Below are 16,200 nucleotides of genomic sequence, written 5' to 3'. Positions count from 1 at the left end.
ACGAATTCAGGACGGGCGCTGAGAGCTCTCCCGGAGCAGGATCTGCAGGGGCAGGCGCACGACTGCGGGCGGGGCATCCGGATGCTCCAACCGACGCGCGAGCACCTGCACCGCCGCGCGTCCGAGGTCGATCATCGGCTGCCGGATCGTGGTCACCGCGGGCCGCGAGAGCGCCGCCGCCTCGATGCCGTCGAACCCGGTCACGAGCACGTCCTCCGGCACCCCCAACCCGGCGTCGCGGAGCACGTCGATCGCACCGAGCGCCATCTGGTCGTTGGCCGCGACGAGGGCGTCGGGGGCTCCCCCGACCAACAGGCCCTCCGTTGCTCGGCGCCCGGACTCTCGGGTGAAGTCGCCCCGCACCACGGTCACGGCGTCCGTTCCGATTCCCGCGGCGCGCACGGCCTGCGAGAAGCCCTCCCACCGCTGCCCGCCGTCCGGCGAGTCCTCGGGGCCGGCGAGGAAGGCCACGCGTGCCCCCGCCGGCACCTGCGCGAGCACGTGCCGGGTGAGCTCGGCCATCGCCTCGCTGTTGCTCACCGTCACGTGGTCGTAGTCGTCTCCGCGGGGTGGCCCGGAGAGCACGACCACGGGGATGCGACGCGACAGTCGGGCGAGCACGTCGTCGGGCACGCTCCGGGCGAGCACGACCAGGCCGTCGACACGCCCCGCCATGTCGCGCACCGTCGAGCGGTCGGGGTCGTCGCGGCCGACGCCGATCATGAGCACGAAACCGCGCTTCCACGCCTCGAGCTCGGCCCCGCGCAGCACCTCGTCGAGGAAGAGCGACGTCGGATGCACCTCCCCGTCGTCGTGCGCCAGGGTGAACGGCGGGACGGATGCCGGGTCGTCCACGAACACGTCGAGATCCGGGGCCTCCTCGGCCGCGTCGAACCCCGGGAAGTACAGCCCCAGCACTCCCGTGCGCCGCTCGGCGAGCCCGCGCGCGCTGCCGCTGGGCACGTAGCCGAGTTCGGCGACCGCCTCGCGCACCCGCTCGCGCGTGGTCGCGCGGACGGCATCCGGCGAGCGCAGCACCCGCGAGACCGTGGCGATCGAGACGCCGGCGCGCGCGGCGACGTCGTAGACGGTCACGGACCTGCTCACGATGAATGCTCCGTCCTGGTGGTCGCGCCCCGGCGCCGGGACGTCAGGCCAGGGTACCCGGCGGATCACGCCGCACCGCGGTCAGCGCACCGTGCGGGCGCGAGCTCGCCTCGCCCGGCCGGCGATCACGGCGCTCGGCGGACACCACGGTGAAGCCCGCGTCGACGAGCAGCGCCCCGAGAGCATCGGCCGACCAGAAGTACGCGGTCGTCACCCGGTGCCCGAACTCCTCGCGTGCGATGCCGTCGAAGTAGCCGAGCAGCAGGCTCCCGCCGGGCCGGAGCACCCGCGCGAACTCCGCCAGCACCGCAGGCACCTCGGCGGGCGTGGTGTGGATCAGCGAGTACCAGGCGAGGATGCCGCCGAGCGAGGCATCCGCTGCGGGGATCTCCCGGAACGACCCGACCGCGAAGGTCGTCTCCGGGAAGCGCGCCCTGGCCGAGGCGACGAACGCCTCGGTGACGTCGAGGCCCCAGACGTCGCGCCCGCCTTCGTCGCGCGTGCCGCCACCACCGCCGCCGCCGCCGAGGAACGGCGTCCACATGCCCGGCCCGCTGCCGGCGTCCAGCAGCGTCCCCGTCGTGGAGTCGCGCCAGGCCGCGATGGTCGCGCGGTCCGCGGCATCCAGCTGCTCGATGTCGCCGAGCGCGCGCACGTACTCCTCGGCGCGGGCGGAGTACGCCGCGGCGATCACGCTGTCCGATGTGACCGCCTCCGACGCAACCGCGTCCGACATGCGCGTGGCTAGCCCTTCTTCGCGGCGAGCGCGGCCTGGTAAAGATCCCGCGACGACAGCCCCGTGAGTCCGGCGACCTCCGAGGCGGCATCCTTCAGGCGGATGCCGTCGGCGACGAGCCGCTGCACCTGCGCGAGCGCGTCCTCGGGCGAGGCATCGCGACGCGGCGCCCCCTCGACGACCACGACGATTTCACCTTTCACGCCGCCCTCGGCCCAGGCGACGAGTTCGGCGGCCGTTCCCCGGCGCACCTCCTCGTAGAACTTGGTGAGTTCGCGGCAGACGGCGATGCGCCGGTCGTCGCCGAAGGCCGCCCCCATGTCGGCGAGCGCCGAGGCGAGGCGGGCCGGCGACTCGAAGAACACCATCGTGCGCGGCTCGGAGGCGAGCGCCCGCAGCGTCGTGCGGCGCTCGGCGGGCTTGCGGGGCAGGAACCCCTCGAAAGTGAAGCGGTCGGTGGGAAGGCCCGAGATCGCCAGGGCCATCAGCGGCGCGCTCGGCCCGGGGATCGCAGTGACCGTCACGCCCTGGGCTACCGCCTCGGCGACGAGCCCGTAGCCGGGGTCGCTCACCGTCGGCATGCCCGCATCGCTCATCACGACGACGTCGGTCTCGATCGCGAGGGTCGCGAGCTCGGCGGCCTTCTGCTTCTCGTTGTGATCGTGCAGCGCGATCAGGCGCGGACGGTTGGCGATCTCGAGCGCCTTCAACAGCTTCTGCGTGGTGCGGGTGTCCTCCGCCACGACGACCTCCGCGTTCTCGAGCACCTCGATGAGGCGGCGCGAGGCATCGCCGAGATTTCCGATCGGGGTCGCAGCGAGGATGATCACCCGCCCAGCCTAGGCTGTACCCGTGACGTCGCCCGATCCCGCTCCTGCGCTGCCTGTGCACCTGCCCGCACACGTGGAGCGCACGACCTGGTGGGGGCGCACCCGCGACCGTCTGCTGCTCGATCCGGAGTGGAACAGCATCCTGAACTGGCTCGCGCCGTTCGCGGTGACCCTGCTCGCGGCCTTCCTGCGACTGGTGAACGTCGGGCACCCGCACGAGCTCGCCTTCGACGAGACGTACTACGTCAAGGACGCCTGGTCGCTGTGGACGCTCGGCTACGAGGGCACCTGGGGCGACGGCGCGAACGAGGCGTTCGTCGCGAACCAGGATCTCCCGCTGTCGGAGAAGGGGTCGTTCATCGTCCACCCGCCGCTGGGCAAGTGGCTGATCGCGCTGGGCATGGCCGCCGGCGGACCGGCCGACAGCCTGGGTTGGCGCCTCGCCACCGGCATCCTCGGCACCGCCTCCGTGCTGCTGGTCTACCTGATCGCGCGCGTGCTGACGGGATCGACCGTCGTCGCGACCGTCGCCGGCTTCCTGCTCGCGATCGACGGACTGAGCATCGTGCTCAGTCGCATCGCCCTGCTCGACGGCCCGCTCACCTTCTTCGTGCTGCTCGGGGTGCTCTTCGTGCTCCTCGACAGGCGCCGCACGATCCCGCTCCTCGAACGGGGCGACCCCGACAGACCCGAGCCGCTGTGGGGTCCGATCCTGTGGCGGCGCCCCTGGCTGATCGCGGCGGGCGTCGCCCTCGGCGCCGCCTCCGCCGTGAAGTGGTCGGGCCTGTACGCGCTCGCGGGCTTCGGCCTGTACGTCGTGGTAACGGATGCCCTCGCACGGCGCCGCGCGGGCGTCGTGGTCTGGCCGTCCGACGCGGTCTTCCGGCAGGGGCCGGTCTCGTTCGTGCTGCTGGTCTTCCCCGCGCTCGCGACCTACCTCGTCAGCTGGACAGGATGGCTGGTCACTGCGGGAGGGTACGACCGGCAGAGCGACCCGAATCCGCTGATCGCGCTGTGGAACTACCACCAGTCCATGCTCGGGTTCCACGTCGGGCTCACCCGCGGGCACCCCTACGCGAGTCCCGCCTGGGAGTGGCCGTTCCTCCTGCGCCCCACCGCCGTGTGGGTCGACAGCGATCCCGGGCCCTGCGGTACCGACCACTGCATCGCCGTGATCTCCTCGATCCCGAACCCGCTGATCTGGTACGCCGGCGTCGCGGCATCCGTCTACCTGCTCTACCGGCTCGTGCGCGGCTGGGTGCTGCGGCAGCCGGTCGGCGCCGAGATCGGCATCCCGCTCGTCGGTCTCGCGGTGACGTACGTGCCCTGGCTGATGTTCCCCGAGCGCACGATCTTCCAGTTCTACACGGTCGTCATGATGCCGTTCCTCGTGATCGCGCTCGCCCTGACCCTGCGCACGATCGCCGGTCGACGCGACGACCCGCTGCACCGACGGCAGTCCGGCGAGCGCACCGTGATCGTCTTCCTGGTCGTCGCCGTGCTGGTGTCGATCTTCTTCCTACCGTCGTGGGTCGGCATGAGCGTGCCGTACCCGTTCTGGCTCGTGCACAACTGGCTGCCTGGCTGGGTGTGATCAGCGCCGGCGTGTGAGGCGTGCGACGACCCAGAGCGCGAGCGTCAGCCCGGCCGTGAGCAGCAGTTGCGTGCGGGCCGCGGCATCGAACGCCGCCAGCACGACGACGCCGGCGATCAGCGCGACGCACAGCCACGACAGCCAGGGGAAGCCCCACATGCGGATCGGCAGCTCCGTGCCCGTGCGCTCGGCGCGGCGACGCAGGATGATCTGCGACACCGCGACGGCCGCCCACGTCACGAGCAGCGTCGAGCCGACGACGTTCAGCAGCACCGGGAGCACGACGTCGGGGAACGCCCAGTTCAGCCCCACGGCGACGAAGCCGAAGACGACCGAGGCCACGACGGCGATCTGCGGGACCCCCTTCACGGTGGTGCGCGTGAGCGCGCGGGGCGCGAGGCCGCGCTCCCCCAGCGAGAACACCATGCGCGAGGCGCCGTAGATGTTGGCGTTCATGGCCGACAGCAGCGCCACGACGACGATGATCGACATCACCAGATCGACGCCGGGAAGGCGCAGGGTGGCGAGCACCGCCGAGAACGGACCGTCGAGCACGGCCGGGGTGTTCCACGGCAGCACGGCGACGATCACGAAGATCGAGCCCAGGTAGAACACGAGGATGCGCACGAGCACCTGGCGCACGATCCGGCGGATGCTGCGGCCGGGGTCCGCCGATTCCGCCGCCGCGATCGCGACGAGTTCGGTGCCGCCGAACGCGAAGACGACGATGAGCAGGGCGGCGGCGATGCCGGCGGCGCCGTTCGGGGCGAAGCCGCCCTCGTCGAAGAGATGCGCGATGCCGGTCGCCGGCGCCCCGGGGAACAGCCCGAGGATCGCGCAGACGCCGATCACGAGGAACACGATGATCGCGGTCACCTTGATCGCCGCGAACCAGAACTCGAATCGTCCGTAGCCGCTCACCGCGAAGAGGTTGATGGCGGTGAACGCGGCGACGAACAACAGTACCCACACCCACGCGGGCACGGCCGGCACCCACCCCGCGACGATCCCCGCGGCGCCCGTCGCCTCGGCGGCGATCACGACCACGAGCTGGATCCAGTACATCCATCCGACCGCACTGCCGGCGCTGCGCCCCATCGCATCCTGCGCGTACGAGCTGAAGGCGCCGGAACTGGGGCGCGCGGCCACCATCTCGGCGAGCATCGCCATCACCAGCACGACGATGGAACCCGCCACGAGGTACGAGATCAGCACCGCGGGACCGGCCAGACCGATCGCCTGCCCTGAGCCGACGAAGAGACCGGCACCGATCGCGCTGCCGAGCCCCATCATCGAGATCTGACGGCGCGTCAGCCCCGGCTTCAACGAGGTCGATGCGGTGCTCGACGCGGTGGCGGGTGCGGTGGGGGCGGAGTCGGTCACCGCGCCACCCTAGACGGCGACCCTCTCGCGCGACAATTCGTGAGGCTCGCTCACCGGAAGCAGGCACACGAAGCCGCGGCAGTCGTAGGCCAGCCCCTCCGTGCCCGAGCGCCCGGCGAACAGCTCGAACCCGGCCGCGGCGAACTCCTCGGCCTGTACAGGCGACACGACGCCGACCACGTCGGCATCCGCACGTCGGGCGGCGACGGCGAGTGCGCCCGACGGATCGTCGGTGACCACCACGATCTGCCGCGGCGGATCGACGAGCCCGGCCGCGACGCGCAGCAGACTGCCGTGCGCGAATGGTTGGGACAGCGCGGATGCCGCGTAGGCGTGCACCACGGAGGCGGCTGCGTCACGGTACCGCTCCCCCGCCCCGAGGCGCCACGCGGTCAGCGCGGCCTGAGCGAGTGCTGCGGAGCCGGACGGTAGATCGCCGTCGGTCTGATCGGGAGACGAGGCGATCCCCTGCGCGCTCAGCAGCGGATCGCCGGCGATGCCGTCGAGGGCGAGATCGACGATGCCCTGTGCGGCGATCGCCCACGTCACCTCCCCCGTCGCGAGAGCCAACGCGAAGAGGCCGTCGGCGAGGAGGCCGAGATCGGAGGGGGTCGCGACGGCCGTCGATGACACACCGTCGAGCGACGCCCGCACGAGGGCACCGCTCGCGTCGCGGTTGGTGGTGAGCACGGCATCCGCAGCCCTCCGGGCGGCGTCGACCCAGGCTGCTTCGCCCAGAGCAGCGCCCGCGCGCGCGAGGGCACCGATCGCGAGGCCGTTCCAGCCCGTGATCACCTTGCCGTCGACGGCCGGCGGTTCGAGACCCCGACGGCCGGCGGCATCACGGAGGTAGTAGCCGCCCTCGCTGCGCTCGCCGTCGATCCACGACTCGGAATCCTGGGCGGCTCCGAACCCGCCGCCCTCGCGCTCGAGGACGTCGATGAGGAACCCGGCGATCCCTCGCACCGTGACTTCATCACCGTCGTCCAGCGCGACATCCAGCAGTTGCGCGTTGTCGGTGAGCATCCGCTCGTAGTGGGGCACCGTCCAGTCGCGCTGCGTCGCGTAGCGGAAGAACCCGCCCTCGACGTCGTCGCGCAGATCACTCGCGGCCATCGCGGAGAGAGCGCGCCGCCCCGCCTCCGCCGCCGGCGCGTTCTCCCGGCGCACGAGCGGCGCCTGCAGGAACCGCAGCACCGTCGCGACGGGGAACTTCGGAGCACCCCCGAAACCGCCGTGCTGCGGGTCCTCGCGGTCGGCGATCGCCGATGCCGCGCCCGCGAGCGCCACGGGATCGGGCAGGTCCGAGGGCGTCGTCTCGGCGGCACGCGCGAGCGCTTCGATCACGGCATCCGCCGACTCCTCGGCCTGCGCCCGGCGCTGCGTCCACCCCTCCTGCACCGCCGCGAGCACCTCGCGGAACGACGGCATCGGCGGGCGGGACTCCGGCGGCCAGTAGGTGCCCGCGAAGAACGTGCGCCCGCGCGGGGTCGCGAAGACGGTGAGCGGCCAGCCGAGGTTCTGGGTGAAGGCGGATGCCGCGGCCATGTACGCCCCGTCGACCTCGGGATGCTCCTCGCGGTCGACCTTCACCGCCACGAAGTCGCGGTTCACGATCTCCGCGGTCTCGGGGTCGGAGAAGGACTCGCGCGCCATCACATGGCACCAGTGGCACGTCGAGTACCCGATCGAGATCATCAGCGGCACGTCGCGGCGCTGCGCCTCGGCGAACGCCTCCTCGCCCCACGGGTACCAGTCGACGGGGTTCTCGGCGTGCGCGCGGAGGTACGGGCTGAGCGTGTCGGCGAGCCGGTTGGTCATGCCCTCACGCTACGCGCCCCGACCGACATCGCGGCCGGAACGGCACTCAGATCGCGAGAGCCGCGAGGGGCTGCGAGGCCGCGTAGTTCACGAGCGGCAGCGCACGATCGGCGGCGAGGTCGATGCGCGAGCGCAGCACGTCGGAGTTGATCTCGTAGCCGTCGAAGTCGGTGTTGCTCGCGTACACGCCGATCGGCAGGGTGAGCGCCTGGAAGAACGCGAACAGCGGGCGCAGCTGGTGCTCGATGATGAGAGCGTGGCGCTCTCCGCCGCCCGTGGCCGCCAGCAGCACCGGCTTACCGACGAGCTCGTACTGGCCCACGAAGTCGAAGAGGTGCTTGAAGAGTCCCGTGAACGACGCACGGTAGACGGGGCTGCCGACGATCAGCAGATCGGCCTGCTCGATCGCGACGAGCTTCTCCTCGACCCGGGCCGGCAGCTGATCGCGGCTCAGAGCACCCGCGAGGTCCGGGCCGATGTCGGTGAGCTCGATGACCTCGACCTCGACCGCCGTGCGCTCGGCCACGGCGGCGGCGATCGCACGGATGAGGGCGGTCGTCTTGCTGGGCTCGTGGAGCGACCCGGACACGGCGACGACGCGGTAGGGAGCTGTCATGTCCTCGACGGTACCCACGAAGACGCCCCGTGTCGCGGGCTGGCGACACGGGGCGTCATCTGTGGATTCCTGTCGAATCCGCGACGGGATCAGTTCACGTCTTCGGGGTGCGCACCGACGCGGCCCGAGCCGTCGAGCGGGTCGAGGGCGTCGATCGCGGCGATCTCGGCATCCGTCAGCTCGAACCCGAAGACGTCGAGGTTCTCGCGCAGGCGCTCGGCGCGCACCGACTTCGGGAACACGATGACGCCCTTCTGCAGGTGCCAGCGCAGCACCGCCTGCGCGGGGGTGACGCCGTGGGCCGCCGCGGCCTCGGCGATCGCCGGAGTGCCGAACAGGTCGTACTTGCCCTGGCCTAGCGGACCCCAGGCCTCGATCTTGATGCCGTGCGCGTCGGCCCAGGCCACGACCTCACGCTGCTGGTAGGCCGGGTGCAGCTCGATCTGGTTCACGGCGGGGGTGACGCCGGTCTCGGACACCACGCGCTCGAGGTGCGGCACGAGGAAGTTGGAGACGCCGATGCTGCGGGTCAGGCCCGCCTCGCGCAGCTCGATGAGCTTCGCGAACGCGTGCACGTAGTCGTCCTTGGCGGGGGTCGGCCAGTGCACGAGGTACAGGTCGACCTTCTCGAGTCCGAGCTTGTCGAGGCTCTCGCCGATCGCGGCGCGGGGCTCGTCGTCGTGGTGGCGGTCGTTCCACAGCTTCGTGGTGATGTAGAGCTCGTCGCGAGCGATGCCCGAGGCCGCGATCGCCGCGCCCACGCCCTCTTCGTTGCCGTAGATCGCGGCGGTGTCGATGTGGCGGTAGCCGATCTCGAGCGCTTCGCTCACCGCGCGCTCGGTCTCGTCGGCCGGCACCTTGAAGACGCCGTAGCCGAGCTGGGGGATGGAGGAGCCGTCGTTCAGTTCGAGGGAGGGAATCGTCATGCATCCAGCCTAGGACGCGTGATGTCGGGCTGGGCCGGCACCGCCGCCATTCTGCGCGCGGCGAAACCGACCAGGCGCTCGAGCGGACCCCGCCCGACGAAGATCGACCACGCGGTGGTGACGAGCAGCATCCCGATCGCGAGCACGGCCCAGAACACGTTGCTCGTGTAGTACCCACCGGGCCCGGTGATCAGCGCGATCGCCAGCACGTGCCCGCTGTATGCCGACAGCGGCATGGACCCGAGCGCGCCGATCGGCAACAGCGGCCAGCGCAGCGGACGGCTGAGCAGCAGGCACAGCGCGATCACGGCGAGGGCGAAACCACCCGAGCCCAGGATCTCGGCGGTGCCACCGCTGTGCGGCTCGACGGCGAAGATCGCGTGCAGCAGCGCCCCGAGCGGATCGGCCTGAGCGAGCGCATCGGCGTATCCGGGCCACCCCGACGCGGGCGGCTCCTCGAACGACGAACCCGACTCGAAGCCGCGCACGACGTCGCTCCCGGCGGCGCCGAGACCGTAGCCGACGATCGCCAGCACGACGCCGGTGACCAGGGCGATCACCGCGGTGCGCACGGTCGCGACGTGCAAGCGCCCGAGCGCCATGCCGCCGAGCACGAACGCCATCCACACCGTGATGGGGTAGCTGCCGTAGAGCACGAATCCGATGCCGGCCCCGAACGGGTTCAGCGTGACGGCGCCGAGGAGGGCCAGCAGCGCGGGCCCCGCGAGCGCGAGCACGCCGGCTCCGAGCAGCAGCTGCCACGGCTTCCACCGCAGGAACGGGATGACGGCGACGTAGAGCAGCCCGTAGAGGGTGAGGATGACCGCGATCGGGGTGTTGAGGAACTCGAGGGCGAGGCCGATGAGGAAGATCACGGCGCCGCGGCCGATGAGCCCGAGACGGATGCCGGGCAACCGGGCGGGGTCGGGCAGCGCGCTGCGACCGGTCATCAGGGCGATCGACACCCCCGCGAGCACGGCGAAGAGGATCGAGGAGCGCCCGTGCACGAGGTCGGTCCAGGTCGCCGGGTCGAGCCAGTCGAACGTCGACGTCTCGCCGATGTGCGCTCCGGCCATGCCGAGGATCGCGAGGCCGCGGGCCACGTCGAGGCCGAGGATGCGCGGCGGGCGGCCGAACTCGCGGAACCAGCGCACGGGAGCGCTGAGGGAAGGCGGAACGGTGGTCACCCGATGCATCGTAGGGGGTCGAGGTCGGCATACGATGAAGGGCTATGTCCTCTCCCGTGATCTCCTTCCCCCCGGAGCTGCCCGTCAGCGCGGCCCGGGCGGAGATCGCCGACGCCATCCGCGACCACCAAGTCGTGATCGTGGCCGGTGCCACGGGTTCGGGCAAGACCACGCAGCTCCCCAAGATCGCCCTCGAACTGGGGCGCGAGCGCATCGCGCACACGCAGCCGCGACGTCTCGCCGCCCGCACGATCGCGGAGCGCGTCGCCGAGGAGCTGCAGGTCGAGCTGGGCACCCTCGTCGGCTACAAGGTGCGCTTCACCGACAAGGTGTCCGACGACACCCGCATCGCGCTGATGACCGACGGCATCCTGCTCAACGAGATCCACCGCGACCGGCTGCTCACCCGGTACGACACGATCATCATCGACGAGGCGCACGAGCGCTCCCTCAACGTCGACTTCCTGCTCGGCTACCTCGCGCGCATCCTGCCCGAACGCCCCGACCTCAAGGTGATCATCACCTCGGCGACGATCGACCCCGAGAGTTTCGCGAAGCACTTCTCCGCTCCCGGCCCCGGGGACGACCGAGTGCCGGCGCCGATCATCGAGGTCTCCGGCCGCACCTATCCGGTCGAGATCCGCTACCGCCCGCTGGTCGCCGACGGCGACGACGACGACGAGACGGATGCCGCCGCCCCCGTTCCCGCAGCGGGCGGCGATCCCGAGGACGAGGTCTCGGCGATCGTCGCAGCGCTCCGCGAACTCGACCGCGAGGAGCCTGGCGACGTGCTGGTCTTCCTCCCCGGCGAAGCCGAGATCCGCGACGCCGCCGACGCCGTGCGGGGCGCGTATTCGAAGGACCGCTCCCCCACCGAGGTGCTCCCCCTGTACGGGCGCCTCTCCGCCGCGGAGCAGCACCGCGTGTTCGAGCGCAGCCGAGTGGCGGGTGTCCGCCGCCGCGTGATCCTCGCGACGAACGTCGCCGAGACGAGCCTCACGGTTCCCGGCATCCGCTATGTGATCGACACCGGCACCGCCCGCATCTCGCGCTACAGCAACCGATCGAAGGTGCAGCGTCTGCCGATCGAGGCGATCTCGCAGGCATCCGCGAACCAACGCTCCGGTCGCGCCGGTCGCACGAGCGACGGCATCGCGATCCGCCTGTACTCGGAGGACGACTTCGCCAAGCGGCCGGAGTTCACCGAGCCCGAGATCCTGCGCACCTCGCTCGCCTCCGTCATCCTGCAGATGCTGTCGCTCGGATTCGGCGACATCTCGGACTTCCCCTTCCTCACCCCGCCCGACTCGCGGGGTGTGAAGGCGGCGTTCGACCTGCTCACCGAACTCGGTGCGGTCGAACCGTCGCGGCGCGACGGGTCCCCGCACCTCACGCGCATCGGCCGCGACATCTCGCGCATGCCGATCGACCCGCGCTTCGCCCGCATGCTGATCGAGGCCGGGCGCCACGGCGTCACCCACGATCTGCTGCCGATCGTGTCGGGCATGACGATCCAAGACGTTCGCGAGCGACCGGAGGAGCGCCGCGAGGAGGCCGACCGGCTGCACGCGCGCTTCGTCGACCCGACCAGCGACTTCATCACCCTGCTCAACCTCTGGAACCACCTGCGCGAACAGCAGCGCGAGCTCGGATCCAGCGCGTTCCGCCGCCTCTGCCGCGCCGAGCACCTGAACTACGTGCGCGTGCGGGAGTGGTTCGACGTGCACCGTCAGCTCAAGACGCTGGTGAAGAGCGCCGAACCGAAGGGCGACGGCAGCAGCGATCCCGATGCGATCCACCGGGCGATCCTCGCGGGACTCCTCTCGCAGATCGGTCTGCTCGACGAGCGCACCGCCCCCGCCGGCAAGACGCACGCACCCGCGAAGGACAAGGGGCGCCGCATCGCCGAGTACCGGGGAGCGCGCGGCATCCGCTTCTCGATCTTCCCGGGGTCGGGTCTGCGCAAGAAGAGCCCGCGCGCGGTCATCGCGGCCGAGATCGTCGAGACCTCGCGCACCTTCGCCCGTACCGTCGCCGCGATCGATCCGGCGTGGGCCGAGCCGCTCGCCGGCGACCTCGCCAAGCGCCAGGTCACCGAGCCGCACTGGTCGAAGGATGCCGGCGCCGCCGTCGCCTACGAGAAGGTGACGCTGTTCGGCCTCGAGATCATTCCGCGCAGGCGCGTGCAGTTCGCGCGCATCGACCGCGCGGCCTCGCGCGAGCTGTTCGTACGGCACGCGCTCGTCGAGGGCGAATGGGATCCGAGCCGCATCGACAAGCGCGTGAGCGCGTTCTGGCGCAGCAACGCCGAGCTGCGCAAGCGTCTCGAGAAGCTCGAGGAGCGCGAGCGCCGCCGCGACATCCTCGCCGGTGACGAGGCGGTGTTCCGTTTCTACGACGAGCGCATCCCGGCCGAGGTCTTCGACGTGCGGTCGTTCGAGACGTGGTGGCGGGAGGCGCTGACGACGACGCCGAAGCTCCTCGTCATGCGCGAAGCCGACCTGATCGACGACGACGGGCGGGCCTCGCAGAGCGAGTTCCCCACCCGCTGGACGCAGGGCGACCAGGTGCTCGGCCTCGCCTACCGGTTCGAACCGGGCGCCGCCGATGACGGCGTGAGTGTCGTGGTGCCGCTCGCCCTGCTCGCCCAGATCGAGGACACCGGGTTCGACTGGCAGGTGCCGGGGCTGCGCGCCGAACTCATCACGGGCCTGCTGCGTGCGCTGCCGAAGGCGATCCGGCGTCACGTCGTGCCCGCCGCCGATTGGGCAGACAAGTTCGGCGTCGAGCTCGCGGGCCAGGGACCCGAAGACCACGACGGTCGCCCGAGCAGGTCGTTGAAGGAGGCGCTCGCGCGCTTGATCCAGCCGCTGGCGAACCAGCTCGTCTCGGCCGCCGACTTCGAGGACGAGCGGGTGCCCGCTCATCTGCGCATGAACTTCCGTGCGGTCGACGAGCGCGGGCGCGTGGCCGGTTCCCACCGCGACCTCACGACCCTGCAGGCGGAACTCTCCGATCGCGCGCGCAGCAGCGTCGCGCGCTCGATCGCGAAGCCCGAACGCGGGCCGCGCGCACGGGGTGGTTCCGAGGCGGTGGCCGCGGCATCCGCTCGGGGTCCGATCGAGCAGGCGGGTCTCACCGCCTGGACGTTCGGCGACCTTCCCGAGGTGCTCGATACGCGCGTCGCCGGTGGCGTCGTGCGCGGCTACCCGGCGATCGTCGACGAGGGCAAGAGCGTCGCGGTGCGCGTGGAGTCATCGGCGGATGCCGCGGCCGACGCCACCCGTGACGGCGTGCTGCGCCTCGTGCTGCTGGCCGTGCCGTCGCCCTCGTCGTACGTGCAGCAGCACCTCACCAGCCAGGAGAAGCTCGCCCTCGCGGCCTCGCCGTACCCGTCGGCGGCCGCGCTCATCGAGGACTGCCGTGCGGCCGTGGCCCGGAAGGTGATCCAGAGCATCGTGCCGGACGGCGTCGTGCGCACCGAGGCAGACTTCGGGCGGGTGCGGGATGCCGTGTCGGCCGCGCTCGTCGACGAGCTGTTCGCATGCGTGTCGCTCGTCGCCCGCATCCTCACGCAGTCGCGCGAGGTCGAGCGCGGCATCAAGTCGCAGAACTCCCTCGCCCTCCTCGGGCCGTTGAACGACATCCGCACGCAGCTCTCGGGGCTGCTGCATCCGGGCTTCGTGTCGGCCGCCGGCGTCGACCGGATCGCGCACTTCCCCCGCTACCTGAGCGGCATGGTCGACCGGTTGAAGACCCTCTCGTCGGAACCCGGCAAGGACCGCACGCGCATGAGCGAGTACGAACGGGTGGCGAAGGCCTTCGAGGATGCCGGGGGCACGATCCCACTCCCCCGCGGTGCCGCTGCGTCGCTCGTCGAGACCCGCTGGCTGCTGGAGGAGTACCGGGTGAGTGTGTTCGCCCAGCGCCTCGGCACCGCGCAGCCCGTGTCGCCGCAGCGCATCATGAAGGCCCTCGCGGGGAAGTAGCGCCGGTAGCCTGAGGGCATGGCTCGCGCGATCGTCTACACCGAAATCGGCTCCCCCGACGTCCTCCACCTCACGGAGGTGCCCGATCCCCTCGCCGGTCCCGGCGAGATCGTCGTGCGCATCGAAGCCGCGGGCGTCAACCCGATCGACGCGAAGATCCGCGGCGGACGCCGCCCCTCGCCGCCCATCACCGAACCCCGCCCGGTCGGCTTCGACGGCGCCGGCGTCGTCGATCAGGTCGGCGACGGTGTGGAAGGCTTCGCGGTCGGCGACCGGGTCGCGATCCGCGACGCCCACGGCACCTACGCGTCCTCGCTGCTCGTGCGCCCCGAGAACCTCGCCCTCCTGCCCGACGCGGTGACCGCCGCGGAGGGCGCCGGCATCGGCATCCCCGCCGGCACCGCCTACCAGGTGCTGCGCTCGCTCGCCGTGGGCCCCGACGACGTGCTGCTCGTGCACGCGGGTTCCGGCGCCGTCGGCCAGGCCGCCGTGCAGTTCGCCGTGGCGTGGGGCGCGACCGTGATCGCGACCGCCAGCCCCTCGCGCCACGCGCAGCTGCGCGAGCTCGGCGCGATCCCCGTGGCCTACGGCGACGGCCTGCTCGAACGCGTGCGCGACGCCGCACCGTCCGACGTCACCGTCGTGTTCGACGGCGCCGGCACCGACGAGGCCATCGAGGTGTCGCTCGCGCTCGTCGCCGACCGCGACCGGATCGGCACGATCGTTCGCGGACCCGATGCCGCATCGTTCGGCATCCGCGCCTTCTCGGGCGGCTCGCCGATCCCGCTCACCGACGAGGAGCAGGCCTGGCGCGCCGAGGCGCTCCCGAAGACCATCGAACTCCTCGCCAGCGGCGACTTCGTGATCGAGCTCGGACCCGAGCTGCCCCTCGCCGAGGCCGCCCGGGCCCACGAACTCGTCGAGGCGCACGTCGCGGGCAAGATCGTGCTGGTGCCGTAGGGCGCGTTCCCATGTCGGTCACACCCTCTACGCTGGGGACATGACTGGTCTTCGATGGGGAATCCTCGCGACGGGCGGCATCGCCGGCTCGTTCGCTTCCGACCTGCGCGCCGCGGGTCTCGACCTGGTGGCCGTGGGGTCGCGTTCGCAGGAATCGGCGGATGCTTTCGCCGCCCGCTTCGACATCCCGCACGCCCACCCGTCCTACGAGGCTCTCGTCGCCGATCCCGACGTCGACATCATCTACGTCTCGACCCCGCACCCGATGCACCACGCCAACGCGCGCCTGGCGCTCGAGGCCGGCAAGCACGTGCTCGTCGAGAAGGCCTTCACGCTGAACCAGGCCGAGGCCGCCGACCTGCAGGCCCTCGCCGCAGAGCGCGGTCTGCTCGCGACCGAGGCGATGTGGACCCGCTATCTGCCGCACATGATCCGCGCGCGTGAGATCGTCGCCTCCGGCATCCTCGGCGAGGTGCGCTCGGTGAGCGCCGACCACACGCAGCTGCTGCCCTCCGACCCCGAGCACCGTTTGAACGCGCTCGAGCTCGGCGGGGGCGCCCTCCTCGACCTGGCGATCTACCCGATCTCGTTCGTCTGGGACATCCTCGGTGCGCCCACCAGCATCCACAGCGTCGCGCGTCTGATCGAGACCGGTGCCGACAGCGAGGTCGCGACCGTCATGACCCACGAGGGCGGCGCGGTCTCGACCACGCTCTCCTCGTCGCGCACGGCCGGCCCGAACCGCGCGACGATCCTCGGCACGAAGGCCCGCATCGAGATCGATCGCTTCTTCTGGTCGCCGTCGGTGCTGCGCGTGATCGACCCCGAGGGCACGGTGCTCGAGGAGTTCGACGGGCGTCTCGACCCCGAGGCCGGCGGCCGCGGCATGCAGTTCGAGGCTCTCGCCGCCGAACGCCTCGTGCGCGAGGGGAACCTCGCCGGCGACATCCTGCCGCTCGCCGAGTCCGTCGCGATCATGGGCACGCTCGACGAGATCCGCCGTCAGATCGGCGTCCGCTATCCCGGTGAGTCGACCGGCGAGCAGGCCTGA

Annotated in this window: 12 protein-coding genes; 4 read left to right on the top strand and 8 right to left on the bottom strand. The window is 71.5% G+C overall.

The genetic code is table 11. The annotated features are described in order from the left end of the window. Window positions 1–6: 6 nt before the first annotated feature. Genes ACI2JZ_RS15655 through rsmI form a run of 3 tightly spaced genes read right to left on the bottom strand, consistent with a single transcriptional unit; the run spans window position 7 to window position 2,673 of the window. Complete coding sequence (locus ACI2JZ_RS15655) at window positions 7–1,107, bottom strand: LacI family DNA-binding transcriptional regulator (protein ID WP_336641969.1); 1,101 nt, start codon at window positions 1,105–1,107, stop codon at window positions 7–9. Window positions 1,108–1,150: 43 nt separating this feature from the next. Then, entirely contained in the window at window positions 1,151–1,843 is a 693-nt protein-coding gene (locus ACI2JZ_RS15650) for a class I SAM-dependent methyltransferase (protein ID WP_404598416.1), read from the bottom strand. Between the two features lie 8 nt (window positions 1,844–1,851). Then, entirely contained in the window at window positions 1,852–2,673 is an 822-nt protein-coding gene (gene rsmI / locus ACI2JZ_RS15645; protein ID WP_247634274.1) for a 16S rRNA (cytidine(1402)-2'-O)-methyltransferase, read from the bottom strand. A gap of 22 nt (window positions 2,674–2,695) precedes the next feature. On the opposite strand from rsmI, the gene ACI2JZ_RS15640 reads away from it, so the two are divergent. After that, window positions 2,696–4,267 (top strand): dolichyl-phosphate-mannose--protein mannosyltransferase, encoded by a 1,572-nt coding sequence (locus ACI2JZ_RS15640; protein ID WP_404598415.1) that lies wholly within the window; start codon window positions 2,696–2,698, stop codon window positions 4,265–4,267. Here the strand turns inward: ACI2JZ_RS15640 and ACI2JZ_RS15635 are convergent, their stop codons facing one another. From ACI2JZ_RS15635 to ACI2JZ_RS15615, 5 genes are all read right to left on the bottom strand, one after another. Then, window positions 4,268–5,650: an amino acid permease gene (locus ACI2JZ_RS15635; protein WP_404598413.1), complete on the bottom strand. Its 1,383-nt coding sequence runs from the start codon at window positions 5,648–5,650 to the stop codon at window positions 4,268–4,270. It abuts the gene before it with no gap. A gap of 9 nt (window positions 5,651–5,659) precedes the next feature. Continuing rightward, complete coding sequence (locus ACI2JZ_RS15630; protein ID WP_404598412.1) at window positions 5,660–7,471, bottom strand: thioredoxin domain-containing protein; 1,812 nt, start codon at window positions 7,469–7,471, stop codon at window positions 5,660–5,662. A 46-nt stretch (window positions 7,472–7,517) separates the two neighbouring features. Then, window positions 7,518–8,087, bottom strand: coding sequence for an FMN reductase (gene msuE / locus ACI2JZ_RS15625; RefSeq protein WP_247624898.1), 570 nt, complete (start codon window positions 8,085–8,087; stop codon window positions 7,518–7,520). Window positions 8,088–8,176: 89 nt separating this feature from the next. Beyond that, window positions 8,177–9,013 (bottom strand): aldo/keto reductase, encoded by an 837-nt coding sequence (locus tag ACI2JZ_RS15620; protein WP_404598411.1) that lies wholly within the window; start codon window positions 9,011–9,013, stop codon window positions 8,177–8,179. Then, window positions 9,010–10,200, bottom strand: coding sequence for a heparan-alpha-glucosaminide N-acetyltransferase domain-containing protein (locus ACI2JZ_RS15615; protein WP_404598409.1), 1,191 nt, complete (start codon window positions 10,198–10,200; stop codon window positions 9,010–9,012). The genes ACI2JZ_RS15620 and ACI2JZ_RS15615 overlap by 4 nt, the downstream gene beginning before the upstream one ends. A gap of 44 nt (window positions 10,201–10,244) precedes the next feature. Between ACI2JZ_RS15615 and hrpA the strand changes: the two genes are divergently transcribed. From hrpA to ACI2JZ_RS15600, 3 genes are read left to right on the top strand one after another with little or no spacing between them, the layout of a single operon-like run. Next, window positions 10,245–14,189, top strand: a complete 3,945-nt coding sequence (gene hrpA, locus ACI2JZ_RS15610; RefSeq protein WP_404598407.1) for an ATP-dependent RNA helicase HrpA — start codon at window positions 10,245–10,247, stop codon at window positions 14,187–14,189. Between the two features lie 18 nt (window positions 14,190–14,207). Further along, entirely contained in the window at window positions 14,208–15,149 is a 942-nt protein-coding gene (locus tag ACI2JZ_RS15605) for a zinc-binding alcohol dehydrogenase family protein (protein WP_404598405.1), read from the top strand. 40 nt (window positions 15,150–15,189) lie between these two features. Further along, the gene (locus ACI2JZ_RS15600; protein WP_404598404.1) at window positions 15,190–16,200 is read left to right on the top strand and encodes a Gfo/Idh/MocA family protein; all 1,011 of its coding nucleotides are present in this window, start codon (window positions 15,190–15,192) and stop codon (window positions 16,198–16,200) included.

Origin of the sequence: Microbacterium sp. NPDC087868, assembly GCF_044900755.1 — a bacterium.
Lineage (GTDB): Bacteria > Actinomycetota > Actinomycetes > Actinomycetales > Microbacteriaceae > Microbacterium > Microbacterium galbinum.
This window is presented reverse-complemented; position numbering and strand designations above follow the sequence as displayed.